Source organism: Ruegeria sp. CRTD044 (assembly GCF_059613485.1).
Genome location: NZ_JBXWSP010000016.1, coordinates 294,803 through 320,259, shown reverse-complemented (window position 1 = coordinate 320,259; position 25,457 = coordinate 294,803). Strand labels below are relative to the sequence as shown.

Here is a 25,457-nt window from a genome sequence, read left to right as displayed (position 1 = left end):
GTGCCCCGGTCGTCAGTCGAAGTCCATATACATTCATGAAACAAAGGAGGATATGCGCGGTTTTTCCCCGGAATGGAAGGTTTTTCCGGGCCTGAACCAAAAAAGCGACGAAAATCCCACCGGATGGGGACAATATCGTCAACCGGAGGCGATCTGTTCTGGAGAGGCCAGAAGTTGGTCCAGATCCAGAGCGCGCTCGACGGGCAGGGCAGGGACGGGCTCGGTTACGCCCCGCAATTGGAACAGACGCAGGTCAAGCCCATCGGTCTCAAACCCGGCCGCGCGCAGCACGGCTTCCGAGACCAACAGCTCGGCCCCGAGCGCCTTGGTTTCTCCTTCCAGCCGGCTGGCGACGTTCACGGCGTCTCCGATGATGGTCCGGGCGGCGTGGCCGGCAGCGCCGATCTCTCCCAACACAAGGTCGCCCAGGTGCAGGCCCATGCCGATGCGGATCTCGGGGCTGTTTTCCTGAGACAGTTGTTGGTTGAACTGCGCAAGCGCATGGCTGATGTCGATCGCAGCTTTCAGGGCAGAACGGGCCGAGCTGGACGTGTCGGGTGTTTCGAACACGGCCAAAAGGCCATCGCCCATGTATTTGTCGACGACCCCGCCGTCTGCGGTAATGGCTGGAACAATGGCGTCAAAGAACCGGTTCAGCAGGAATACGATGTCATAGGGCAGTTGCCCCGTTGTGCGCGCGGTGAACCCGCGCATGTCCAGAAAAAGCACGGCCAGTTTACGCTCTTGCCCCTGACTGGCATGCGCCCGCTGGCGTCCACCATCCGGCCGGAAAACACGGAAAACCGTCAAGGGGCTGGAGGGGCGGACCTGGCAGGCAAGGCGCGTGCGCTGTGTGGCCCCCACGGCTTTCAGGCTGCGGGCCTCGACCTCGCTGGGCGGTGGCAGTGACTCGGCGCCATCCTCGACGATGACGCGGCAGGTGGTGCAGCGCCCCCGGCCGCCGCACAGCGCGGTATGCGGAATACCGTTGGCTTGTGACATCTCAAGCAGGGTCATGCCTTTCTCTGAGGTCACCTCCGGCCCATCGACATATCTGACGCGCACCGAGTGTCGTCTGCGCCAAAGCTTGCCCCCGAAATGAAACGCAAGAGCGGCGCCAAGCGCGATCCAGAAGGCCATCAAGGCATTGTCCTTGACGCTGAACAAAACCTGGAACTCTTCGGGGCCGGGCCAGTTGTAGTGTTCGATATACTGTTCGCGTAGATCTGGGTCCGAAAAATCCATCCAGATGCGCCGCCCTTCGGTCAGCAAACCGGCCAGGGCAAAGCTTGGGATGAAGACGGCAACTCCGATCAGATAGGGTACGGTTTGGCGCCACCACGAGGTCAGTCGCAACCAGATATGCAGTCCGACGCACCCGTGTATCCAGACGATCAGCATCAGCAGACTTTGCATCCAGATGGCCGAATTTGGCCACATCAGAATAATGATGTAGCCCATCTCGTCATTCACGTCGAAAACCTGATGCGCATAGCGTGTCTGTACGATGTGCGAGATCAGTTGCAGCGGGATTAGAAGGCCAAGAACGATCTGCAGGCCCGTATGAAAGGGCATTCGCAGGGTTCGGCGCTGGGCGATCGACACCAATGCCAGACCTGCATGCACGATCAGGGCAAGATACAGGACCGCGCTGCCAATCGAATGGCGCGTGACCGTTTTCCGAGAGTCCTGCATGTCATGCAGGTAGTCGGTGTGAAACAGCCCCAACCCGATATTGATGAAATGGAAGAAAGCAAAGGCAAATAGCACAAGACCACTGATGATCCTGAGACGGGTCGCCCAACTGCCCTGCCAAAGGGGGGTGTTCAAAAGATCACCTGAAATCTGCCGCGCTCGGGGCAAGTCTGCGTTGCCGCGCGGTGCGGGTCAAGGTGCCAGAGGAGGGCGGTGCGCAGCGCCGAAACGCTGCGCGTCGCGGTCATTCCTGTTCGGCAAGGAACCGTTCGGCATCCAGTGCCGCCATGCAGCCCATTCCGGCCGAGGTCACGGCCTGCCGGTACACATGGTCGGTCAGGTCACCGGCGGCGAACACGCCGGGGATCGAGGTCTGCGTAGTGCCGGGGTTGGTTTTGACATAGCCGCCCATATGGGTTTCCAGCACGTCTTTTACCAGTTCATTGGCTGGCGCGTGGCCGATGGCAACGAACACGCCTTTGCAGGGGATCTCTGTGATTTCGCCCGTCTTGACGTTCTTCACCCGCACGCCTTCGACACCCAGCGGGTTATCGGTGCCAATCACTTCCTCCAGCTGGTGGAACCACAGCGGCTCGATCTTGTCGTTCTTGAACAGGCGGTCCTGCAGGATCTTCTCGGCCCGCAGCTCGTCCCGGCGGTGGATCAGGGTGACCTTGCTGGCGAAATTGGTCAAGAACAGCGCCTCTTCCACAGCGGTGTTGCCGCCGCCGATCACCACGATCTCCTGCCCGCGATAGAAGAACCCGTCACAGGTGGCGCAGGCCGACACGCCAAAGCCCTTGAATTTCTCCTCCGATGGCAGCCCCAGCCATTTGGCGCGTGCGCCGGTTGCCAGGATGACCGCGTCCGCAGTGTAGACGGTGCCGCTGTCGCCCTTTGCGGTGAAAGGACGCTTGGACAGGTCCAGGTCGTTGATGATGTCACCGATCACCTCGCAGCCCATGGCCTTGGCGTGATCCTGCATGCGCACCATCAGGTCGGGGCCTTGAACCTCGGTGTCACCCGGCCAGTTCTCGACCTCGGTGGTGGTGGTCAGCTGGCCGCCCGGTTCGATGCCTTGCACCAGAATCGGGTTCAGCATCGCGCGGCTGGCATAGACGCCCGCAGTGTATCCGGCAGGCCCCGATCCGATGATCAGAACCTTGGTGTGTCGTGTCTCCGCCATGGAACCCCCACTCGATTATTGCCTGAGCGCCGTCGTGGGCGCCGGGCTTCGATATAGCGACAGCATCGGTCAGCTTAAAGCCCCTTCGTCTCACGCGTCCGTCATGTGGTTCCAAGGTGCCGGCTTGCCTGATCGACAGACAAAGATTATTGCGCTGGTGCGAAAGAATATTGCGCATGGCACCTGCGCTGATATAAGAACCGAAAATTTCAGGAGCACCGCATGGTCACGACACGGCTGGACGAGATCGACCGAAAGATCCTTGCAGAACTGCAGGCAGACGGGCGAATGACCAATGTCGAGCTCGCAAAACGTGTCGGAATCTCGGCCCCACCCTGCCTTCGGCGCGTGCGCACGCTGGAGGAGGCCGGCTTTATCCGGGGATACCACGCCGAGGTCAACGCCCGGGAACTGGGGTTCGAAGTTCAGGTCTTTGCGATGGTTGGCCTTGAAAGCCAGGCCGAGGCGGAATTGCGGGCGTTCGAAGACCGCTGCCGAGACTGGCCGCTGGTCCGGGAATGCCACATGCTGAACGGCGAGGTCGACTTCATCCTGAAATGCGTCGCCCCCGACCTCAGCAGTTTTCAACAGTTCCTGACGGGTGAGTTGCTGACCACGCCGAACGTGGCCAGCGTCAAGACTTCGCTTGTCATCCGCGGTGCAAAAGACGAACCCGGCGTGCCGTTCGACGTATTGGAAGAACGGATGAACCGGACGGCGTAAAGCCGGCGCGTCTGGTTTGCGATGCGCATGGCGGCAGCACCGCCACGATGGCCAGAGAAATGGCCCAACTCAGTAAAATCTGCATGTTGCCCCCCAAAATGCAGTGGTGATGGTTAAAGCTGTCACGCCGTGATGGCGTCGATCTCGCCCTCCCCGGCGCGTGCCATAAGCAGCGGACCGAAGTCGTGCAAGGAATGGATATGCGCGAACAGGTTCAGGTAGATCGAGCGCAGCGAGTGGCTCATCATCCGGACCGCGTTCACGCCGGGATGATAGGTTTCGAACTGCAGCCCATCGACATTGATGACCGCGTGGCGCTCCAGGCAGATATGGAACAGCTCGACCGGAGTGGGCGGCTGCGTTTCGATCACGGACATGCCGTCCTGAAATTCGGCAACGGGTGTCAGCATCGGCTGGCCACCTCCAAGATGCCTCAGATGCGCCGGCGTCGCCAGCAAGCGGGCCGCGGGGCCGGCAATGACGCCGGACAATGGTTTTTGCATGCCGAACGTGTCTGCCATGATGCGGGTCAATGGGCGTGTCCGCCCGCGCGAGTCTTCGCGGCCAGGTACCAGAGTGACCGAGCCTTTCCACAACATCTTTTCGGATGCGCCGGTCTGGGTCAGGACCGTGTCGCCCGGCATCAGGTCCTCAATGGCGACCGGGCCGTGTTCCGTTTCGACCAGAGACCCACGTGTAAAGGCGCAGAACGCGTCTTCGAAAACGGGCAGAGCCGGAGCGATGTGGCGTGTCTGCGAAACTTCACCGTTTTTCAGCAGCGCACTCACTTCGTATCGACGCAGTTGCGCCTTCTGTTTGGTGCCTGGACGCGGTGCTTCGCGCAGCAGTGCCGAAGTGTCGACGGCATTCTGCGCGGCACGCGCCAGTGAATTTGGAATAGTCATATTATTCCGTTCCTTCCAATACGCCGAACAGGCGGGAAACATCCCCGTGCAGGCCCGCCTGACAGCTTGATTCTTTGTCTTGAAAAAAGTGCGCCACCTCCATGCGGGTGCCGACATGGCCGCGCATGGCGAATGGATTTCGCATTCGTTTGGTCAACACAATGACCCCCCAGACAAACTCGTACATTGCGAACGTAATTGTCCGCACACAAACGCCCTGAAAAACGTCGGCTGCGAATACCAGCCTCGGTTAACGCACCGGCCCAGAGCAGCTTCCGGCGCGCGTCTTGCCCTGTTGAGGCCGGCAGCTGGCCCCAGAGGGATTTCGTATCAGCGTCGCGCGGCCAACCGGCGCACGACCCTTGCAGAGTGACTGGAAACCCGCTTCCAGGGCATTTCCGGTTGTTGGTCCCTGGCGGCCGCGACAACGGCGCGAAGAAAGCGAGATTTCAACTTCATATTCATGTCCTGCTCGATGTTCGGGGCTAAGCCCTTTTCCCTTTGTAAAGCCAATGTGACGCGTCTTTGCGGCAGCGATGTGGCTGTTCCGGGATCAATTGAGGACAAAGATGAAGTCTTGCGGCACCCCCTGAGTTCGGATGCCAGAAATCAGAAGTTCGGAGAACGGATAACCATCTGAGCACTGGCAAAAATTAACAACGATTCTGATGACAGATAGACACAATAAATGTGGCGGAAAAGTGGCGCTTTCGCCTCAATTCGGCCGATCTTTACAATCGTATGGCGGAAATCAGGCGGCCGTAATCCGCCTCGCCGGCATGGGTCGCGCGCCGGTAGGAATAGAACTTGTCGTGATCGGAATAGGTGCAATGCCGCGTCCATTCTGCCTGCCTGACACCGGCCTGACGCAGCTTGTGAAGGCCAAAGGCCGGCAGGTCGAAATGCATCCGGTCACCTTGCCCATTTGCAAAGAAACGCGCGTTGTCCTGGCTGTCCAAAAGGAAGTCATCCAGAAACTCGGGGCCAACCTCGTAGGCGCGCTGCGAGATCGTCGGGCCGATGACGGCGGTGATGTCTTTTCGGTGCGCGCCCAGCGCCTCCATGGCGTCCAGCGTCGCCTCTAGGACACCGTCCAGAGCACCGCGCCATCCTGCATGTGCCGCCCCGATCACTTTCGCTTGAGGATCCGCAAACAGCACCGGCTGGCAGTCGGCCGTCAGGATCGTCAGCGCGAGGCCCGGCGTTGCGGTAACGATTGCATCGGCCCTTGGCTTCTCGCCTGCAATCGGCTTGTCGACGGTGATCACGTGCGGGGAATGTACCTGATGCACGCCGACCAATGCATCCAGTTCAACGCCCATGGCCTCGGCCACTCTGCTCCGGTTCAGCGCGACCGCCTCGCTTAGGTCGGACGAGCCGGTGCCGCAATTCAGTCCGCTGAAGATACCGGAAGAGGCGCCGCCCTTGCGACTGAAGAACCCGTGTCGAATCGGTGACAGCAAATCCGAGGTCAGAATTTCCAGAGTCATGTCCCAAGTCCCGATGGTGGCATCGCAGTTTTCGGGTAGAGGCCCAGCACCTTGAACAGGTTTCCCATTTCCTCGGGATGCGTCAACCGCCGATGTGCGCGAACCAGCGTTTCCAGTTTTGATCCGGTCAATGCGCTGGCCAGAGATTGTGCGCGTTGTGTGATGCCCAGACGCTCAAGAAACACACCCTGAGGCGTTAGCCGCGTATGGGCGCAGCCCGTCGCGCGCGACGCCAATGCCAGCGTTTCGAAATCCACATGTGCAGTCAGGTCGGCCTGACCCGGTGTGGCGAGCGGATCGACGTATTCGTGCCCCTTGACGGCCTGCAGCGTATCGCCCAGCGAACGCCAGTCGCCATAGTCGATAACGAGAGCCATACCACCGTGGCTGCGGATGATGCGGGCCGTTTCGGTCACGATGGGAACGGCCGCCGCGCACAGCTCGACCAGATCACCGTCCCGTGTATCCTCGAGGCGCGTCGCCAAGGCCGCCTGCGTCGCCCTCGGGCCAAGGCCGAATGCCAGCTGATCGCCCTGCAGACCCACAAGACGTTCGCACCAGCCGTCGCCGTCGCGCAGAAACTGGCGGATGGGCAGGGCGTCGAAGAATTCGTTGGCCACAAGAAACAGCGGAAGCTCTGGGAGATCGCCCACCGAAACGATCCATTTCGGTGCGTGCACATCCAGGGCCTCGGCTTGAAGTCCGCGCAGAACGGGCGAGGCTTCGAGCAATACCACCTGCGCGGCGTCGTGGAACCCGGGCACGCCCCGGGTCGCCCGTAGAATGTCGGCCATGAGTGTTCCGCGCCCCGGGCCCAGCTCGACCAGCGCAAACCGGCCGGGTCTGCCTTGATCAATCCAGCTCTGCGCGAGGCAAAGACCAATCACTTCGCCGAACATCTGGCTGATTTCCGGAGCGGTGACAAAGTCTCCATGTGTGCCTATTGGGTCGCGGGTGGTGTAGTAGCCGTGTGTTGGATGCAGAAGGCATTCGGCCATATAGTCCGCCACGCTCATCGGCCCGTCCTGCCGGATGCGGTCGGTCAGATGGCCAAGCAGGCTCATGCCGCCCGCCGTGCCCGTAGGGCAAACCACAAGCCGACTGCGATCATCGGTACAGATAGGATCTGGCCCATCGTCAGGCCGTAGCCGCCCACATGCCACGCAAGTCCAAGCGGGTTTCCGGCCGAGACGAATTGCGCATCGGGTTGGCGAAAGAACTCGACGATGAAGCGCGAAGCGCCATAGCCCGCCAGAAATACGCCCATGATGCGACCGGGCCAATGAAATGCGCCGCGCCGATAGACCAGCCACAACAATAGCAGGCCCAACAGCACGCCTTCCAGCGCAGCCTCGTACAACTGCGACGGGTGGCGGGCGCAAAGCCCAGCAGCGACATTGGCGCAGTCCTGAGCTGCTGCTCCGGGAAAGATCACCGCCCAGGGCAGTTCGCTGGGTCGGCCCCAAAGCTCGGCATTGACGAAATTGGCCAAACGGCCAAGCAACAGGCCGGGAGGGACGGTATGGGCGATCAAGTCGGCCAGTGAAAGCAAGGGGGCCGAATGGCGTCGCGCGAAGACCAGCGATGCTATCACCACACCCAGAAGGCCGCCGTGAAAGGACATGCCACCCTGCCAGACCTTAAGGATCTCAAGCGGGTGGGACAGGTAGTATTCGGGCTGATAGAACAGAACAAAGCCCAATCGCCCGCCGATGATGACCCCCAGGATGATCCAGGTGATCAGGTCCTCCAACTGGTCCGGTCTCAAAGGAGGGGATTGATCCGGCCACAAAGCGGGACGGCGCACCGCCATCACCGCCATGCGCCACGCGATCAGAATGCCGGCGATATAGGCCAGCGCATACCACCGCAGCGCGAACTCGATCCCGAAGGCGGAAATCGAGAACAGCTCGGGCGACAGATCGGGGAAATTCAAAACAGCTTGCATGTGCGTCTCATTGCCCGGGGTTGGCTGACCAAGTCAACCTTGAGACTGGGCTCTCTATCCCCCATATAGAAGGCATTCGCGATTCCGGAGTAGACACATGCAAACCCGCAACAAGTTTCTGGACGATATGTCCCAGTTGATGACCAACGCAATGGGCGTGGCGCAGGGTGCGCGAGAAGAGGCTGAAACGGCGATGAAGTCCTTGGTCGACCGCTGGCTGGCGGATCGCGACTTTGTCACGCGAGAAGAGTTCGATGCCGTCCGCGCGATGGCCCAGAAAGCGCGCGAAGAAAACGCGGCGCTGGAAGCGCGGATCGCCGCGCTTGAAGCCAAGCTGGACAAATAAGCCCAGCCGCAGATCGGCATTTCAGAATTTTTGGCAAGACCCTACACCGCTCAACCCGCGCTGGGTGTCGCAGTGTGGGGAGTCTCGCCGCATTGCAAAAATAAATCAAGGCAAAGCTGCAGGGTGCGCCAATATTTTGGTGGCCGTTGCCAGCTGTCCACAACTTATTGCTGTTATCCCCAAGAATGGGGGTTGCCAGAGTCCCAGCCACAGCGCACCATATTTAGTACAGGCCTATGGGGGAAGCCCGGCTTGTAGAGCAGGCAACTAGCGCTGGGGCGCTGCCAGCCCCGAAATGCTAGGTATTAAGTGAGGTGGCACCATGGCACTTTCCGAGCAGTATTTCGAAGAAGACATTCATCCGATTGATATTGTCGAACATCTGGCTGAACACCACGATTGGGATTTCGACCGGATCGGTGACGACCAGATCGCCATGGCGGTCGAAGGACAGTGGCGCACCTACTCGATCACGTTGGCCTGGTCCAACTATGACGAGACCCTGCGGATGGTCTGCTCGTTCGAGATGGAGCCGCCCGAGGACCGGGTTTCCGATCTCTATGAATTGCTGAACCGCATGAATGACCAGTGCTGGGCCGGCGCCTTCACCTACTGGGGCAATCAGAAGCTGATGGTCTACCGCTACGGTCTGGTGCTCAGCGGCGGGCAATCGGCCAGCCCCGAACAGATTGACACGATGATCACCGCCGCTGTCCTGAGCGCCGAGCGTTACTATCCTGCGATCCAGTTGGTAACCTGGGGCAACCGTACGCCCGAGGATGCGATGCAAGTCGCCATTGCAGAGGCTTACGGCCGCGCGTAAAGCTTTGCCCCAAACCGCAAAAGCTGGGGAGGGGCAATCATGGACATGTCACGCGTCGCGGATCAGGGGCTGGTGCTTCTGGGATGCGGCAAGATGGGGTCGGCCATGTTGGCCGGTTGGCTCGAACATGGCCTGCCATCCGCATCCGTATGGGTGATCGACCCCAACCCTTCCGATTGGCTCAGGGCGCAAGGGGTCAATATCAACACCCCACTTCCTGAAAGACCTGCCGTCGTTCTGGTTGCCGTCAAACCTCAGATGATGGGCGAGGCATTGCCGGCAATTCAGGCGTTTGGGGGAGGTGGAACCCTGTTCATCTCGGTCGCCGCTGGAACTTCCATCGCCACGTTCGAGCGTGTTCTGGGGGCTGGCACGCCGATCATTCGGGCCATGCCGAACACGCCCGCGGCGATCCGGCAAGGCATTACCGCGCTGATTGGAAACGCCAGCACGTCGGGTTCTGACATGACCCTGGCCGAAGATCTGCTTTCGGCCATCGGTGATACAGTGCGCCTGCAGGATGAGGCGCAGATGGACGCGGTCACCGGTCTCAGCGGCTCGGGCCCGGCCTATGTCTTTCATCTGATTGAAACGCTGGCTGCCGCGGGTGAGGCGCAAGGGCTTCCGCATGATCTGGCCATGCGCCTGGCCAAGGCGACGGTTGCCGGGGCAGGGGCTTTGGCGATAGCGTCCGAGGAAGATCCGTCGCAATTGCGCATCAATGTCACGTCACCCAACGGAACGACGCAGGCAGCGCTGGAAGTCCTGATGCATGAACAGGAAGGGTTTCCAAACCTGTTGCACCGAGCCGTAAAGGCGGCAACCGATCGATCCAAGGAGTTGTCCGGTGAGTGAAATATCCTTCGACGACTTCCTCAAAGTCGACATCCGCGTAGGTGAAGTCACCCGGGCCGAACCCTATCCCGAGGCGCGCAAGCCCGCGATCAAGATGTGGATCGACTTCGGCGACGAGATCGGCGAGCGCAAGACCTCGGCACAGGTTACCGCGCATTACACGCCCGAATCCCTTTTGGGCAAACAAGTGCTGGCCGTGGTCAATTTCCCGCCGCGTCAGATCGGACGGTTCATGTCCGAGGTTCTTGTTCTGGGTCTGCCCGACGAATCGGGCGAGATTGTTTTGATCGGTCCTGATGGCAAAGTTCCCGTGGGCGGGCGGATGCACTGATGAAGCTGTTGATCACCCGACCGATGACTCCCGCCGTAACTGCCCGCGCGCGGGATGAGTTTGACGTCGACTTCCGAGATAGCAACGCACCGCTCAGCATTGGTGAGATGGCGCGCGCATTGCGGGACTACGACGTTGTCGTTCCGACCTTGGGCGATGTCTTTTCGGCCAATGTCTTTGAAATGGCCACCGCTCCGCGGTGCAAACTGCTGGCCAATTTTGGGGTGGGTTTCAATCACATTGATGTGGCGGCAGCGCAGGCTGCAGGTGTTCGCGTGACCAACACACCGGGGGCGGTCACGGATGCAACGGCGGACATTGCCTTGACCCTGCTGCTGGCAACGGCCCGCCGCGCGGGCGAGGGTGAACGGCTGGTCCGGTCCGGCAATTGGCAGGGCTGGTACCCGACCCAAATGCTGGGACAGCACGTCACCGGAAAACGGGTCGGAATCATCGGAATGGGACGGATCGGGCAAGCCATTGCCCGGCGCTGTCATTTCGGATTCGGGATGCAGGTCAGTTATCAATCCCGCACGCCCAAGGATCTGGATTTCCCTGCCGAGTTCGTTCCCGACTTGGCGACCCTGGCTGCTGTGGTCGATTTTCTGGTCGTCGCCGTCCCCGGTGGTGTTGACACCTTCCACCTCATAGACGCTTCGGTTCTTTCGGCGATGCGGCCGTCGGCCATTCTGGTCAACATCGCTCGCGGAGAAGTCGTGGACGAAGCCGCACTGATCCATGCGTTGAAAACCGGCCAGATCGTCGGTGCCGGGCTGGATGTCTATGAGTTTGAACCGGCCGTGCCGCAGGCCCTGCGCGAGATGGAGAATGTCACCCTGCTGCCGCATCTGGGCACCGCGACCGAGGAAGTGCGCACGGATATGGGGCACATGGCGTTGGACAATGTGTCGGCTTTTGTCGCCGGGCGACCGTTGCCAAATCTGGTCTAACTGCCCACGGCCTCGCGCCAGTGTCTCCGGCAGAGTGAAACATAGGTCTCGTTTCCGCCGATCTGCACCTGCGCACCTTGAGTGATGGTTTTGCCGGTTTCGTCCTGACGGATCACCATCGTGGCTTTCCGCCCGCATCTGCAGATGGTGCGGACCTCGCGCATTTCATCGGCCAGGGCCAGCAGAGCCGCTGAACCGGGGAACAGCTTGCCTTGAAAATCCACCCGCAATCCGTAGGCCAGAACCGGTACTTTGAGGTCATCCACCGCGCGGGCCAATTGCCAGACCTGTTCTTCGGTCAGAAACTGCGCTTCGTCCACAAAAACACAGGCCACTTTCCCCTGATCAAGACGGTCTTGAATCATCGCAAACACATCGTCGCGGGGATTGAACGTATCGGCCTGTTCCGAGATTCCGATCCGCGATGCTATACGTCCCTGGCCCGCGCGCCCGTCAATGGCTGCGGTCATCAGATAGGTGTCCATGCCGCGCTCGCGATAGTTGTGCGACGCCTGAAGCAGCACCGTGGACTTGCCTGCGTTCATGGTTGAGTAGTTAAAGTACAGCTTGGCCATGGGGTGGGTCTAATCGGCTCACGCTGCGCGAGCAAGTCGTCAATGTCCTGAAAGGAATCGACGCCGCCATTGCAGTCGCAGAGGCCGAGCAGATGCTCTTGGGGATGGATAACCCCGCTTCCACAACAGCGACACCGCCGGCCACGAAATGGCCGAAACAGCGCAGGGCCTGAAATACTGCCCCACAAACACTCTTTACCGGCATTAACTGCCGCCACTCACTCACAAAACCCCCGCATATCTGAGGGATAGCCAACATATGACATTTCAATTATGACTCGAGTATGGGAAATTTCCCCTCCCTTTCCCCGGTGCGGACAGCCGGGCAAGAGGGCGCAGCGAACAAAGGTACAAAAATGGCAGATATCGGGGCCTATCTGAAAAAGCACACCGAAGCTTTGGTCAAGGACGTGGGGATCGAGGCAGCATGCGAGATCACAGGGAAATCCAAGGCCACATTAGGCCGGTATTACTCCGACAATCCCGAGCACAGTGACCGGTTCATGCCGGTGGATGCGGTTGCACGTCTGGAAAACGCGGCCAGCTACCCGCATGTGACCTCGGCCCTGGCGGACCTGAAGAACATCACCTTGTCCTATGATGAGCGCAATTCGACCGGTACGCGCACCGGGGGCGTCAATTCGGACGTGATCGCACTGAGCCAGCGGTTTGCGATGCTGATGACCGAATACCAGGCCGCGATCGAGGATGGCATCATTACCGTCAACGAAGCCAAGCGTCTGCTGAAAGAAACCTCGTTGCTGCAACAAGTTCTGATCGAGATGAAATTGCACCTCGAAGAGGAAAGCGTCAGCTGAATTAGTTTCCCGGCAAGCCGTCAAGGGGCGGTAAGAAGGCGATGTGCGCATCGCCTTCTTCAAGCTGAGCTGAAGAAGCTCTTAGCCTTTGTCAGTTTTCGTCGTTGTTGGCGTTGTTCCCGCGTCCAGGGCTTGAGCCTTCGGGCCCATTTCCGCCCCCGTTGTTGCCTTTGCCGCCGCCATTGTTGCCCTTGCCGCCGCCGTGACCGCCACCCTTGCCGGGCTTGCCGTCTCCATGGCCTGGCTTGCCGCCGCCCTTGCCGGGTTTGTCTCCACCCTTGCCGGGCTTGCCACCGCCATCGCCAGGCTTGCCGCCGCCGTTGCCCGGATCGTCGGATCCGCCATCACCGGGGTCATCGTTCCCCCCGCCATTGCCGGGGCCACTGTTTCCGCCGCCCGACCCGGATCCGCCGCCGGCGGCTGGGCCGGTGCTCGATGCGGGTTGAAATCCGCTGGGGTCGTTTTCGCGGCCGTCAAAGCTGTTGGCGTTGGAAATCGATCCGGTCGGCAAATCGCTCAGCAGATTGGCCAGCCCCGGACACTGCTGCGAGGTATTGGCAAGAACCGACCCGAAATCTGCCCGTTGTTGCAGATGCGAGAGGAAACTGGGCGTAACCTGCGAACAGCCGCAAAGGGCCGCATAGTCACCATTGTTGGCCGCGACCCGTGCTGTGTTGGCGTTGCAGACTTGGGGCTCGGCCATGGCCGCGCTGGCTGCAGCAACCCCCCAAAACGGGGCGACAACCCAGGCCGCCATTCCTGACTTAGAACTCTTGAACATGGCGCACCTTTCTAAACCTAGCGTCACCTGACATGCGGAATTGCATGGCCTTCCAGATGGAGGCCGCGGGTTAAGCTGCGCTGTATCAATTCTGAAGAAGTGTTCAGGAACGCCAAAAATCGCCCGCCTGCGCGGGCGAAACAATCGAGGTTATCGCTTGTTGCGCCGGACGTGGACCGGCGGCGCTGGCGTGTCAGGCGTGGCGTTTGACGATGACGGACCCCACCGAATACCCTGCGCCGAACGAGCAGATCAGGCCGACATCGCCATCCTGAAGATCGTCTGAATATTTGGAAAAGGCGATGATCGACCCGGCTGACGATGTATTGGCATAGTCCTGCAGGATGTTGGGCTGTTCGCCCGGCTCGGGCTCGCGCCCCAGAACCTTCTTGCCGATGAAATCATTCATCGTTTTGTTGGCCTGGTGCAGCCACAGCCGCTTGAGATCGCCGCTTTCGATCCCTTCGGAATCCATGTGGTCGCTGATGTGTTTGCTGACCATCGGCAGCACTTCCTTGAACACCTTGCGGCCGTTCTGCATGAACTGCATGTCGCGGCGGTCGGTCAAACCATCTGGGCGAGTGCGCCGCAGAAAACCGTTGTTGTTGCGGATGTTGTTCGAAAACTCGGTCGCGCAGCGGGTCGACAGGATTTCGAAATGCGGGCCCTTTGCATCCTCGATCCGTTCGATCAGCGTGGCGGTGGCAACGTCACCGAAGATGAAGTGGCAATCCCGGTCACGCCATTCCAGGTGTCCTGAGCAGATCTCGGGGTTGACCACCAGCGCCGCCCGTACGGACCCCGACCGGATCATGTCGGCCGCAGCCTGAATGCCGAAAGTCGCCGAAGAACAGGCCACGTTCATATCGAACCCAAAACCGGTGATGCCCAACGCGTTCTGGATTTCGACCGCAATGGCGGGATAGGCGCGTTCATGGTTCGACGCGGCACAAATCACCAGATCGACATCCGCCGCCGTCCGCCCGGCCTGGGCCAGCGCTTTGTTGCAGGCGTCCAGTGCCATTTCGGTCATGATGCCCGGCTCGTCATCGCTGCGCTGGCGCAGCAGGGGGTGCATCACGTCCGGGTCCAGCACGCCGGTCTTGTCCATGACGTACCGGTTCTCGATGCCGGATGCCTTGACGATGAACTCTTCCGAGGAATGCTGCATCGGCTCCATCTCGCCCGCGGCGATGGCATCGGCGTTGGCAGCATTCATCTTGTCGGCATAGGCGTTGAAGGCTTTGACCAGCTCGGCATTGGTGATGACGTTTTCGGGCGTGAAAACCCCGGTACCGGTGATTGCGGGCGTGTACATGTCGGGTCCTGAATGTTTCGGATTCGCCCAAAATGCAGTCACAGCGTCCCCAGATCAAGAGATGTTGACCCAAGGGAACGGCATAGGTTTGCGCAAATTCAACTTCACATCTTGAATAGTTCAGAATCCGAAGTATATCACCGCTCGACTCGCGCGGAGAGCATCCATGACCAAAGACATCAGTGAACGGCTGGCCCGACTGACCCCTGAGATCCAGGCGATGATGGGCGTCTATGCGCTGTACTGGAAACTGGAAGAGAGTTTTGGCTGCATCGACACTGATCTCAGCCATCAGGAATGCCACATGTTGATCAAGTTGGATCAGCCCAAGCGGATGGGAGTGTTGGCAGCCGACATGCTGACCGTGCCGTCGACCATTACGGCCACCGCCGATGCGCTTGAGGCGGCCGGTTATCTGACCCGCCAGCAGGACCCCGATGATCGCCGTGCGTGGTTGCTGGTGTTGACCGACAAAGGTGCCGAAGCCCGCAACATGCTGGTTACCACCGCCGGAGAGCTGTTTCACCGTGCCTCCGGGTTGGATGACGAGGAAACCGCTCAATTTGCCCGGCTTGCCCGCAAGATCCGGGACAACATTCTGAAAACGGGAATACCCGAGGGATTGACGAAATGAAGCTGCTGAATTCGCTGGGCCTTGCCCTTGCCGTACTGGCCGCACCGCTTGCGGCGCAAGACGACACCAAGCCTGTGAAACTTATGGTGGTGCATGAGACTGCTCCCGGATTTTCACGCCAGTTCTTCGGGCGCGTGGCCGCGCGGCAGACTGTCGATCTGGCGTTTCAGGTCGCCGGGCAGATCGTGGAACTGCCCGTCAACGAAGGGTTCCAGGTGCCCAAGGGCAGCCTGATTGCAAAGCTGGACCAAGAGCCGTTCGAACTGGCACTGGAACGTGCGCGTCTTCAGAAGGATCAGGCTGACCGCACCGTGGCCCGCCTGTCGCGCCTGCGGGGGACGACTGCGAGTCAGGTCGCTGTCGATGACGCTGAAACCGCCGCCCAACTGGCCGCGATTGCGGTGCGTGACGCCGAGTACAACCTCGAGCACACGACACTGACCGCGCCGTTCGACGCGCTGGTATCGCGGCGTGAGGTCGAGAACTTCACCACCGTGGCCGCGGGAACGCCGATCGTCCGGATCCACGATCTGTCCGAATTGAGGATTGAGGTCGATGTGCCCGAAATCCTGTTTCAGAGAACCAGCCAGGAAGATGGCATTTCGATCACGGCGAAATTCCCCGCTAGTGACGAGGTCTTCCCGTTGGAAATCCGCGAATTCGACGCCGAAACTTCGAGCGTCGGCCAGACGTTCCGGATTCAGTTCGGCCTCACGCCGCCGGAAGACTTGCGGGTGCTGCCCGGCTCGTCGGTAACCGTCAATGTTCAGGTCGATGACAAACGCACTGGCATCATCGTTCCCCCGACCGCGATTGTCGCCGACGCCGAGGGCAATCTGGGCGTTATGGTCTTTTCGCCGGTCGGTGCAGATGTCGGTACTGTGCGGCGTGTTCCCGTGACCATCGAGCCTACCCAGACCGGTGACGTCCGGGTTTTGACCGGTTTGTCGGACGGCGACGAAATCGTAGTGGCCGGAGGGTCCGTTCTGACCGATGGGCAGACCGTGCGCCGCTTTGCCGGCTTTGCGAACTGAAGGGGGCGAGGATGAATATCGCACGCGCCTCTATCGACAGGCCGATCTATACGTGGCTGGTGATCCTGATTGCACTGCTGGGTGGTATCTGGGGGTTTTCGTCGCTCGGGCGGCTCGAAGATCCGGCGTTTACCATCAAGAACGCCGTAGTGTTGACCACTTATCCCGGTGCGACGGCTGAACAGGTGGCCGAGGAGGTCTCGGAACCCTTGGAATCTGCTATCCAGCAGATGGGCGAGGTCGATGTCATCACTTCGGTCAACCGTCCCGGTCAATCGCTGATCGAAGTCGAGATCAAGTCCACCTACGATGGCAGCGAATTGCCGGATATCTGGACCCGACTGCGCGCCAAGGTCCGGGATGCGGCCCGTGGATTGCCGTCCGGTGTCAGCCAACCCTATGTGAATGACGGGTTCGGTGACGTGTTCGGTCTTTTCTATGCGGTCACCGCGGAAGGGTTCAGCGACGCCGAAAAGCACGAATTGTCGACCTTCTTGCGGCGCGAGTTGCTGACCGTTGAGGGTGTTGCAGACGTTGAAGTGCAGGGCTTGCCCGATGAAGCCATTTTCATCGAGCCGGATCTGGCCATTTCGGTCAACCAGAATGTGCCGTTGCAGTCGATCAACGAAGCGATCGCCAACGCTAATTCGGTCCAGTCGTCAGGGACGCTCCGATCAGATGACGATCGCACCACGATCCTGACGGCCGACGGATCGGACAGCGTGTCCGAGATCGCAGGGCTGTCGGTTGGCTCTCAGGGGCAAGTGATCAACCTCTTTGACATGGCCGATGTCTACCGGGCCCGCCAGACCGATCCTGATATCATGATCCGGTTCAACGGCGTCGAAGCGTTCACCCTGGGTATTGCTGGCCTGTCGACGGAAAACATCGTGGAAGTCGGAAAGCGCGTCGACGCCAAGCTGGCCGAGCTGGATGTGGAAATTCCCGCAGGCGTCGATGTATTGCCGATCTACCAGCAGCACGTCGTGGTCGAGCAGGCTTCGAACGATTTTCTTGTGAACCTAGCCATGTCGGTTGCCATCGTGGTGGCGGTGCTCGGAATATTCATGGGTTGGCGCGCGGCAGTAGTTGTGGGCTCGACCCTTTTGTTGACCGTTGTCGGGACCTTGCTGTTCATGGCGCTGTTTTCCATCGAGATGGAACGCATTTCGCTGGGCGCTCTGATCATTGCGATGGGGATGCTGGTCGATAATGCCATCGTGGTGGCCGAGGGGATGCAGATCTCCATGCTCAAGGGAAAAAACTCGCGCGATGCTGCCGACGAGGCCGCGTCCAAGACACAGATCCCCCTGCTTGGGGCCACGGTCATCGGGATCATGGCCTTTGCCGGGATTGGGCTCAGCCCGGATGCGACGGGCGAATTCCTGTTCTCGTTGTTTGCGGTGATCGCGATCTCTTTGCTGCTGAGCTGGGTGCTGGCCATCACAGCAACACCGTTGTTGGGGCATTATTTCTTCAAACAGGGCAAGGACGTGGATGTCGACGCCTATAGCGGTATCCTGTTCCGAACTTACGGGGCGATCCTGCGCTGGGCATTGCGGTTCCGTTGGCTGGTGGTGGCCGGTTTGTTCGGGGTCACCGTGGTCTGCTATGCCGGCTTCGCGATGGTGAAACAGCAGTTTTTCCCGGACTCCAACACGCCGCTGTTCTTCGTTCATTACAAACTGCCGCAGGGGACTCCGGTCGCGCGGACGAGTGCCGATATGCAAGTCTTTGAAGACTGGCTGGCCCAACGGGATGATGTCGTCTCGGTCACCACGTTCGTGGGGCAGGGCGCGACGCGGTTCATGTTGACCTATTCGGCCGAGAAGCCCAACCCAAGCTATGGGCACATGATCATCCGGACCGAAACGCTCGAGGACATTCCTGTCCTGCGCGCCGATCTGGAGGCCTTTGGTGAAACTCAATTCCCCGAAGGCGAATTCCGGACCAAGCGTCTGGTCTTCGGCCCCGGCGGCGGTACCCCGATCGAGGCGCGGTTCTCGGGCAGCGATCCGGTCGTCCTGCGGCAACTGGCCGACGAGGCGGTGCGGCGCATGTCGGCGGCATCGCCAAATGCGCTGGACGTGCATCACGACTGGCGTGAAATGGAATTGGCGGTCCAGCCGATCTATGCCACCGAGCGTGCGCAGACGGCCGGTGTCACCCGCGAAGACATCGCCGCCACCCTGCAATTCTCGACGGACGGCATCACCGGCGGCGTGTTCCGCGAGAGGGACCGCCTGATCCCGATTATCCTGCGTCGCCCGGCGGACGGAGAATACTCGATCGTGGATCAAGTGGTGTACTCGGACCAGTCACAGAAATTCGTTCCGATCGAGCAGATGGTGGACGGGTTCCAGTACAAAGCGCTCAATACGTTGGTGCATCGGCGCGATCGCGTTCTGACCGTCACGGTGGGCGCAGACATCCCGGCCGGCCTGACCGCAGCCCAGGTCCATTCCGAGGTTCGCGATGCGATCGAGGACATGGAACTGCCGCTGGGCTACAAGCTGGAATGGGGCGGCGAGTTCGAGGATTCCGGCAAAGCGCAAGCCAGCCTTGGCAAACAGTTGCCACTGAGCCTGTTGATCATGGTTCTGATCTCGGTGCTGCTGTTCAACGCGATCCGGCAACCGGTCATCATCTGGCTGCTGGTGCCGATGTCGGTGAACGGTGTGGTGATCGGGCTGCTGGGCACGGGCCTGCCCTTTACCTTCACCGCGCTTCTCGGGCTGCTCAGCCTGTCAGGGATGCTGATCAAGAACGGTATTGTTCTGGTCGAAGAGATCGACCTTGTCCGCGCCACGGGCAAGCCTCTGCGCGAAGCGATCATCGAAGCCTCGGTCTCGCGTCTGCGCCCGGTCATGCTGGCGGCGATCACCACGATCCTGGGGATGGCGCCGCTGCTGACCGACGCGTTCTTCGTGTCGATGGCAGTGACGATCATGGGTGGTCTGGCCTTCGCGACGATCCTGACCATGGTTGCCGCGCCGGTGTTCTACATGCTGTTCTTCTCTCGGGAAGAACAGCGCAGGTTGGCGGCGCAGACTGCATGATCCCACAAAAAAGCCCCGGCGAACGGCCGGGGCTTTTTGCTTGTCCGCTGCGGGCGTCAACCCTGTAGCGATTTGACCTCCACATCCCCTTCAGCCTGCGCCTTGATCGCCAGCGCGGCGGCGTGGCTGGCCGCAGCCGTGGTGTAGTAGGGGATCTTGTCATACAGCGCGATCGAGCGGATCGCCTTGCTGTCCTCAACTGCCTGCGCGCCTTCGGTGGTGTTCATGACCAACTGGACCTGACCGTCCTTCAGCATGTCCACCACATCCGGGCGGCCCTCGTAGACCTTGTTGACCACGTCACAGGGCACGCCCTTGGACTCCAGCCATGTCTGTGTTCCGCGGGTGGCCACCAGCGAGAATCCCTGCTCGACCAGAACCTGCGCAGCCTCGATCATCGCCGGACCCTTGTCGGCATCCTTGATCGAGATGAATGCCCGTCCCTTGGACGGCAGCACCATCCCCGCGCCCATCTGCGCCTTGAGGAAGGCCCGCGGGAAGTCGCGGTCCCAGCCCATGACCTCGCCGGTCGAGCGCATCTCGGGGCCGAGGATGGTATCGACACCGGGGAAGCGGGCGAAGGGCAGCACCGCTTCTTTCACCGAGAACCACGGCATATCCGGGTCGGCCAGGGTCATCTGGTCGGCGATCTTGGTGTCCTGGCCCTCCTTGTAGGGCGGGCGTTGCGGGAAGTTCGACAGCGGCTCGCCCGCCATCACCCGCGCGGCGATCGAGGCAATGGCGCTGTCGGTCGCCTTGGCCACGAAGGGCACGGTGCGGCTGGCGCGCGGGTTGACCTCGATCAGGTAGATCTCGCCATCCTTGATCGCGAACTGCACGTTCATCAGGCCCACGACGTTCAGCGCCTTGGCCAGCTTGTAGGTCTGGTCCTTGATTTCGGCGATGATCTCTTTCGACAGCGAATAGGGCGGCAGCGAACAGGCCGAGTCGCCCGAGTGCACGCCGGCCTCTTCGATATGCTGCATGATGCCGGCCACATGGACATCCTTGCCGTCGCACAGCGCGTCCACGTCCAGCTCGACCGCGCCGGCCAGATAGCTGTCCAGCAGCACGGGGCTGTCGCCCGAGACCACCACGGCCTCATTGATGTAACGTTTCAGCTGATCCATGTCGCGCACGATCTCCATCGCGCGGCCGCCCAGAACGTAGGAGGGGCGGATCACCAGAGGGAAGCCGATTTCCTCGGCGATTTCCAACGCCTGCGCGTCGGTCGAAGCGATACCGTTCTTGGGTTGTTTCAGGCCCAGATCGTTGACAAGCGCCTGGAACCGTTCACGGTCTTCGGCCAGGTCGATCGCGTCGGGCGTGGTGCCCAGGATCGGAATACCTTCGGCCTCGAGCGCATTGGCCAGCTTCAGCGGAGTCTGACCACCGAACTGCACGATCACGCCGTGCAGTGTGCCGTTCTGCTGCTCGGTCCGCAGGATCTCCATCACATGCTCGAAGGTCAGCGGCTCGAAATACAGCCGGTCCGAGGTGTCGTAGTCGGTCGACACCGTCTCGGGGTTGCAGTTGACCATGATTGTTTCATAGCCCGCGTCGGTCAGCGCGAAACAGGCGTGGCAGCAGCAATAGTCGAACTCGATCCCCTGGCCGATCCGGTTGGGGCCGCCGCCCAGAATGACGACCTTCTTGCGGTCGCTGGGGCGGGCCTCGCATTCGACCTCGCCCATCGTTGGGGCCTCGTAGGTCGAATACATGTAGGGCGTCTGCGCCTCGAACTCGGCGGCGCATGTGTCGATCCGCTTGAACACGGCGGTGACGCCCAGATTGTGGCGGGCGCGGCGCACGTTGGCCTCGTCGCGGCCGGCCAGATTGCCCAGACGCGCGTCGGTAAAGCCCAGCATCTTGAGCCGGCGCAGGCCGTCCTCGGTCATCGGCAGGCCGTCCTTGCGAACGGTGCGTTCCGCGTCGACGATCTCGCGGATACGGGCCAGGAACCACGGGTCGAACTTGGTGACGGCAAAGATTTCGTCGTCGGTCAGACCGTGGCGCATCGCCTGCGCGATGGTCCGCAAACGGTCGGGTGTCTGCTGGCTGATGGCCTTGATGACATGTGCCTTGTCGTCGCTGCTTTCGACCGCATCCCATGGGCCGATGCTCAGGCCCGGAATTTCAACTTCGTCAAACCCGGTCAGGCCCGACTCCATCGAAGCCAGCGCCTTTTGCATCGATTCGTGGATCGTGCGGCCGATCGACATCGCCTCGCCCACCGATTTCATCGCGGTGGTCAGGTAAGGCTCGGATCCGGGGAATTTCTCGAAGGCGAATTTCGGGATCTTGGTGACGACATAGTCGATGGTCGGCTCGAAGCTGGCCGGTGTGACCTTGGTGATGTCGTTGTCCAGCTCGTCCAGCGTGTAGCCCACGGCCAGCTTTGCGGCGATCTTGGCGATCGGGAAGCCCGTCGCCTTCGACGCCAGCGCCGACGAGCGCGACACGCGCGGGTTCATCTCGATCACGACCATGCGGCCGTCTGCCGGGTTGATCGCCCATTGCACGTTCGATCCGCCCGTTTCGACGCCGATCTCGCGCAGAACGGCGATTGAGCCGTTGCGCATGATCTGGTATTCCTTGTCGGTCAGCGTCAGGGCAGGGGCCACGGTGATCGAGTCACCGGTATGTACGCCCATCGGATCGACGTTTTCGATAGAGCAGACGATGATCGCGTTGTCGGCAGTGTCGCGCACCACCTCCATTTCATATTCTTTCCAGCCCAGCAGGCTTTCGTCGACGAGGATCTGGTTCACCGGCGAGGCATCCATGCCCGAGCGGCAAAAGTGGATGTAATCTTCACGGTTGTAAGCCACACCGCCGCCGGTGCCACCCAAGGTAAAGGCTGGGCGGATGATCGCGGGCAGGCCGATGTTTTCCAGCTCGTCCAGGGCCATTTGCACGCCGGCATCCAGATCGGCAGAGCCGTCGGCTTTTTTGGGGGCGGTGACGATGGTGGCCTTGGGGTTCTCAAGACCCAGGCGGTCCATCGCCTCACGGAACAGCTTGCGGTCCTCGGCCATTTCGATAGCCTCGCGCTTGGCGCCGATCATCTCGACGCCGAATTTTTCCAGCACGCCCATCTCCTCCAGCGCCAAGGAGGTGTTCAGGCCGGTCTGACCTCCCATCGTGGGCAGCAGCGCGTCGGGACGTTCCTTTTCGATGATCTTGGCGACGACCTCGGGCGTGATCGGCTCGATATAGGTGGCGTCGGCCAGTTCCGGGTCGGTCATGATCGTGGCAGGGTTCGAGTTCACCAGGATGACCCGATACCCTTCCTCGCGCAGGGCCTTGCAGGCCTGGGCACCGGAATAGTCGAATTCGCAGGCTTGCCCGATGACAATGGGCCCCGCCCCGATGATCATGATCGACTGGATGTCGGTTCTCTTCGGCATGGCCTGGTCCCTTCGATTTTGCACGAGTCGCGGGCGCCGCCCATGCGCCCAAATTGTCGTGGGTTATAGGGACCCGGGCAAAAGGTGCAAGGGGGATCGGAAACGGAAGCGAAATTGCCGCTTTCCCCCCTTTCCCTTGGCACCGTATTCTCTATATGCCGCTGAACGGCAGATGAGGAAGCAATTGCGCATTCGTTTCGATCAGGGACCCGCCGGTCCGGGCACCGGTTTCGACCGGCCCGCCCAGGTGATCCGCGCCGACCGGGCGGAGCAGGTGCCCCAGGCATTGGCGGCGCTGGATGACGCGCGCGCGCAGGGCGGCTGGCTGGCCGGATATGCCAGTTACGAGCTGGGCTATGCGCTTGAGCCCAAGCTGGCCGCAAGGCTGCCCGCGAACCGTCGATTGCCGCTTTTGTGTTTTGGGGTGTTTGATGGCCCGAGCGCCCAGGACCTGCCGTCCGGTGCGGCCGGGCTGACCGCGTTCCAGCCGCGTTGGAGCGAGGCGCGCTATGCCGAAGCCTTCCGTGCCGTGCATGATGCAATCGGGGCCGGGGACATCTATCAGGCCAACCTGACCTTTCCTATAGATCTGGAAACCGAGGGCGACAGCGCCGCGCTCTATGCCGCGCTGACCGCCGGACAACCGGTCGGCCATGGCGCGCTGGTCCAGCAGGACGGGCTGCCCGATCTGCTCAGCCGCTCTCCCGAGCTGTTCTTCCGCACCGATGCCGAGGGGATGATCGAGACCCGGCCGATGAAGGGCACCCAGCCGCGCAGCGCCGACCTGGCCGAGGACGCGCGGCGGCGCGATTTCCTGTCCTCGGACGAAAAGAACCGGGCCGAGAACCTGATGATCGTGGACCTGCTGCGCAATGACATCAGCCGCGTGGCGCTGCCGGGAACCGTTCAGGTGCCCGAGTTGTTCAAGGTCGAGACCTACGCCACCGTGCATCAGATGGTGTCGCTGGTGCAGGCGCGGCTGCAGGTGGGGGCGGGGCTGTCGGACATCCTGACGGCGCTGTTTCCCTGTGGTTCGATCACCGGGGCGCCCAAGATCCGTGCGATGGAGATTCTGTCGGATCTGGAGCCCTGGCCGCGCGACATCTATTGCGGCACCATCGGCTGGGCCGCCCCGGACGGGCGGTCGGAATTCAACGTCGCGATCCGGACCTTGATGGTCGAGGGCAACCGGGCCACGTTGAACGTCGGCGGGGGCGTCGTCTGGGACAGCACCGCCGAGTCGGAATACGAGGAAGCGCTATGGAAAGCCCGGTTCGCGCACCAACTGAGCCTGATCTCCGCCTGATCGAAACCTTTGCGTTTCGGCCCGGGCAGGGGTTCGTGCGGCTGGAGCGCCACCTGCTGCGCATGGCGCGGACGGCTGACTGGCTGGGTGTTCGGTTCGGCGAGCGGCGTGTGGGCGAGGTGGTGGCCGGCGTGTCCGGCGCGGACCCGCTGCGGTGTCGGCTGACGCTGGACTTGACCGGTGCACCTGAGATCACCACGGGGCCTCTGGCGGACAACCCGCCGGGCTGGACAGTGGGCATCGCCACGCCGCGGTTGGCGTCCTCGGACATCTGGCTGCGCCACAAGACCTCCCGCCGCGCGATCTATGATCAGGCACGGGCGGAATTACCCGACGGCGTGGACGAGCTGTTGTTCCTGAACGAACGGGATGAACTGTGCGAGGGCACCATCACCAACCTGTTCGTCGAAACCGACGGCGGGCGCCTGCTGACACCGCCGATTGCGGCGGGCCTGCTGCCGGGCATCCTGCGCGAGGAGTTGCTCGAAACCGGACGCGCGGCCGAGGCGGTCTTGACTCTGCATGATCTGGCCGCCGCGCGCCGGGTCTGGATGGGCAATTCCCTGCGCGGTTTGATACCGGCCAAGGTGATGCTGCCATGAGCGACCGCAGCTCTGCGCGTGGATTGCAGGTGTCGAACCTGCGCCTGAAGGCTGAGTTTGTGGCGTTCTACGTCGCGGTCCCCTTTCTGATTGCGGTTCTGTTTCCTCCCGACTGGATGTTTCCGGCCCTGTTCTTCTTCACCGCTGTCGGGATCGCCCTGCTGCACCGCACCTCGGGCTTTTCCTGGGCTGAGCTGCGCTATGGCTGGCGCAACTGGCGCTGGGCCGAGGTGATCGGGTTTTCATTGGCAATGGCGGCGATCTGTTTGGCCCTGGTGATGGCCACGCGTCCGGATGCGGCCTTTTTTCTGCTGCTGAACCGGCCCGAATTTCTGGCCGTGATCTGGCTGGGCTATCCGTTGCTGTCGGCACTGCCGCAAGAGCTGCTGTTCCGCACGCTGTTCTATCGCCGCTATCACGCGGTCCTGCCTAACGGCGCGGCCTTGCCGTTGCTGAACGCCGGGCTGTTTGCCTTTGCCCACCTGATGTATTGGAGCTGGATCGTCACCGTGATGACATTCGCGGGCGGACTGCTGTTTTCCTGGGCCTACCGCAAGCGTGGGTCGTTCTTCTATGCGGTGCTGCTGCACGCGATCGCGGGCAACATCATCTTTGCCGCCGGGCTGGGCGTGTTCTTCTATTCCGGAAACGTGCAGCGCCCGTTCTAG

24 protein-coding genes are annotated in these 25,457 nt (G+C 61.2%); 13 read left to right on the top strand and 11 right to left on the bottom strand.

Annotated elements, in window-relative coordinates:
- Positions 1-138 precede the first annotated feature (138 nt).
- A complete protein-coding gene (locus AC2FNL_RS13940) occupies positions 139-1,830 on the bottom strand; it encodes an adenylate/guanylate cyclase domain-containing protein (RefSeq protein WP_496834005.1) in 1,692 nt (563 codons plus the stop codon).
- 109 nt (positions 1,831-1,939) lie between these two features.
- On the bottom strand, positions 1,940-2,881 hold the full coding sequence (trxB, locus tag AC2FNL_RS13935; RefSeq protein WP_170598760.1) for a thioredoxin-disulfide reductase: 942 nt from the start codon (positions 2,879-2,881) through the stop codon (positions 1,940-1,942).
- A gap of 222 nt (positions 2,882-3,103) precedes the next feature.
- On the opposite strand from trxB, the gene AC2FNL_RS13930 reads away from it, so the two are divergent.
- Positions 3,104-3,604 carry an Lrp/AsnC family transcriptional regulator gene (locus tag AC2FNL_RS13930; protein WP_093964666.1) on the top strand — a complete coding sequence of 167 codons (501 nt, stop codon included), beginning with the start codon at positions 3,104-3,106 and terminating at the stop codon, positions 3,602-3,604.
- A 122-nt stretch (positions 3,605-3,726) separates the two neighbouring features.
- On the opposite strand, the gene AC2FNL_RS13925 is transcribed toward AC2FNL_RS13930, so the two are convergent.
- The 5 genes from AC2FNL_RS13925 to lgt form a co-directional block, all read right to left on the bottom strand.
- Positions 3,727-4,509, bottom strand: a complete 783-nt coding sequence (locus AC2FNL_RS13925) for a Hint domain-containing protein (RefSeq protein WP_496834004.1) — start codon at positions 4,507-4,509, stop codon at positions 3,727-3,729.
- A 1-nt stretch (position 4,510) separates the two neighbouring features.
- Complete coding sequence (locus AC2FNL_RS13920; RefSeq protein ID WP_093964668.1) at positions 4,511-4,696, bottom strand: hypothetical protein; 186 nt, start codon at positions 4,694-4,696, stop codon at positions 4,511-4,513.
- Positions 4,697-5,240: 544 nt separating this feature from the next.
- Complete coding sequence (gene pgeF, locus AC2FNL_RS13915; protein WP_496834003.1) at positions 5,241-5,999, bottom strand: peptidoglycan editing factor PgeF; 759 nt, start codon at positions 5,997-5,999, stop codon at positions 5,241-5,243.
- The gene (locus AC2FNL_RS13910; protein ID WP_496834002.1) at positions 5,996-7,063 is read right to left on the bottom strand and encodes a class I SAM-dependent methyltransferase; all 1,068 of its coding nucleotides are present in this window, start codon (positions 7,061-7,063) and stop codon (positions 5,996-5,998) included. Before AC2FNL_RS13910 ends, pgeF begins: the two co-directional genes overlap by 4 nt.
- Entirely contained in the window at positions 7,060-7,947 is an 888-nt protein-coding gene (lgt, locus tag AC2FNL_RS13905; RefSeq protein WP_170585447.1) for a prolipoprotein diacylglyceryl transferase, read from the bottom strand. Before lgt ends, AC2FNL_RS13910 begins: the two co-directional genes overlap by 4 nt.
- A 97-nt stretch (positions 7,948-8,044) precedes the next feature.
- Between lgt and AC2FNL_RS13900 the strand changes: the two genes are divergently transcribed.
- From AC2FNL_RS13900 to AC2FNL_RS13880, 5 genes are all read left to right on the top strand, one after another.
- Positions 8,045-8,293, top strand: a complete 249-nt coding sequence (locus AC2FNL_RS13900; RefSeq protein ID WP_093964673.1) for an accessory factor UbiK family protein — start codon at positions 8,045-8,047, stop codon at positions 8,291-8,293.
- 322 nt (positions 8,294-8,615) lie between these two features.
- Positions 8,616-9,116 (top strand): type III secretion system chaperone family protein, encoded by a 501-nt coding sequence (locus tag AC2FNL_RS13895; RefSeq protein WP_093964674.1) that lies wholly within the window; start codon positions 8,616-8,618, stop codon positions 9,114-9,116.
- Between the two features lie 39 nt (positions 9,117-9,155).
- Positions 9,156-9,971: a pyrroline-5-carboxylate reductase gene (proC, locus tag AC2FNL_RS13890; RefSeq protein ID WP_170340011.1), complete on the top strand. Its 816-nt coding sequence runs from the start codon at positions 9,156-9,158 to the stop codon at positions 9,969-9,971.
- Positions 9,964-10,302 (top strand): tRNA-binding protein, encoded by a 339-nt coding sequence (locus tag AC2FNL_RS13885; protein ID WP_496834001.1) that lies wholly within the window; start codon positions 9,964-9,966, stop codon positions 10,300-10,302. The genes proC and AC2FNL_RS13885 overlap by 8 nt, the downstream gene beginning before the upstream one ends.
- Positions 10,302-11,252: a 2-hydroxyacid dehydrogenase gene (locus AC2FNL_RS13880; RefSeq protein WP_496834000.1), complete on the top strand. Its 951-nt coding sequence runs from the start codon at positions 10,302-10,304 to the stop codon at positions 11,250-11,252. The genes AC2FNL_RS13885 and AC2FNL_RS13880 overlap by 1 nt, the downstream gene beginning before the upstream one ends.
- Here AC2FNL_RS13880 and AC2FNL_RS13875 read toward each other — a convergent pair.
- Positions 11,249-11,827 (bottom strand): thymidine kinase, encoded by a 579-nt coding sequence (locus AC2FNL_RS13875; RefSeq protein ID WP_496833999.1) that lies wholly within the window; start codon positions 11,825-11,827, stop codon positions 11,249-11,251. The genes AC2FNL_RS13880 and AC2FNL_RS13875 overlap by 4 nt on opposite strands.
- A 356-nt stretch (positions 11,828-12,183) precedes the next feature.
- Here AC2FNL_RS13875 and AC2FNL_RS13870 point away from each other — a divergent pair, with 356 nt between their 5' ends.
- On the top strand, positions 12,184-12,645 hold the full coding sequence (locus AC2FNL_RS13870; protein ID WP_093965032.1) for a hypothetical protein: 462 nt from the start codon (positions 12,184-12,186) through the stop codon (positions 12,643-12,645).
- Positions 12,646-12,736: 91 nt separating this feature from the next.
- Here the strand turns inward: AC2FNL_RS13870 and AC2FNL_RS13865 are convergent, their stop codons facing one another.
- Positions 12,737-13,426, bottom strand: a complete 690-nt coding sequence (locus AC2FNL_RS13865) for a hypothetical protein (protein WP_496833998.1) — start codon at positions 13,424-13,426, stop codon at positions 12,737-12,739.
- Positions 13,427-13,619: 193 nt separating this feature from the next.
- Entirely contained in the window at positions 13,620-14,744 is a 1,125-nt protein-coding gene (locus tag AC2FNL_RS13860; RefSeq protein ID WP_496833997.1) for a beta-ketoacyl-ACP synthase III, read from the bottom strand.
- 166 nt (positions 14,745-14,910) lie between these two features.
- On the opposite strand from AC2FNL_RS13860, the gene AC2FNL_RS13855 reads away from it, so the two are divergent.
- The 3 genes from AC2FNL_RS13855 to AC2FNL_RS13845 are packed head-to-tail and all read left to right on the top strand — an operon-like array spanning position 14,911 to position 19,471.
- Positions 14,911-15,378, top strand: a complete 468-nt coding sequence (locus AC2FNL_RS13855) for a MarR family winged helix-turn-helix transcriptional regulator (protein WP_093964681.1) — start codon at positions 14,911-14,913, stop codon at positions 15,376-15,378.
- A complete protein-coding gene (locus tag AC2FNL_RS13850) occupies positions 15,375-16,412 on the top strand; it encodes an efflux RND transporter periplasmic adaptor subunit (RefSeq protein WP_496833996.1) in 1,038 nt (345 codons plus the stop codon). The genes AC2FNL_RS13855 and AC2FNL_RS13850 overlap by 4 nt, the downstream gene beginning before the upstream one ends.
- A gap of 11 nt (positions 16,413-16,423) precedes the next feature.
- On the top strand, positions 16,424-19,471 hold the full coding sequence (locus AC2FNL_RS13845; RefSeq protein ID WP_496833995.1) for an efflux RND transporter permease subunit: 3,048 nt from the start codon (positions 16,424-16,426) through the stop codon (positions 19,469-19,471).
- A 56-nt stretch (positions 19,472-19,527) separates the two neighbouring features.
- On the opposite strand, the gene carB is transcribed toward AC2FNL_RS13845, so the two are convergent.
- Complete coding sequence (gene carB / locus AC2FNL_RS13840; protein ID WP_496833994.1) at positions 19,528-22,881, bottom strand: carbamoyl-phosphate synthase large subunit; 3,354 nt, start codon at positions 22,879-22,881, stop codon at positions 19,528-19,530.
- Between the two features lie 172 nt (positions 22,882-23,053).
- Between carB and AC2FNL_RS13835 the strand changes: the two genes are divergently transcribed.
- Genes AC2FNL_RS13835 through AC2FNL_RS13825 form a run of 3 tightly spaced genes read left to right on the top strand, consistent with a single transcriptional unit; the run spans position 23,054 to position 25,457 of the window.
- On the top strand, positions 23,054-24,187 hold the full coding sequence (locus AC2FNL_RS13835; RefSeq protein ID WP_496833993.1) for an aminodeoxychorismate synthase component I: 1,134 nt from the start codon (positions 23,054-23,056) through the stop codon (positions 24,185-24,187).
- Positions 24,142-24,789, top strand: coding sequence for an aminotransferase class IV family protein (locus tag AC2FNL_RS13830; RefSeq protein ID WP_496833992.1), 648 nt, complete (start codon positions 24,142-24,144; stop codon positions 24,787-24,789). The genes AC2FNL_RS13835 and AC2FNL_RS13830 overlap by 46 nt, the downstream gene beginning before the upstream one ends.
- Entirely contained in the window at positions 24,786-25,457 is a 672-nt protein-coding gene (locus tag AC2FNL_RS13825) for a CPBP family intramembrane glutamic endopeptidase (RefSeq protein WP_496833991.1), read from the top strand. Before AC2FNL_RS13830 ends, AC2FNL_RS13825 begins: the two co-directional genes overlap by 4 nt.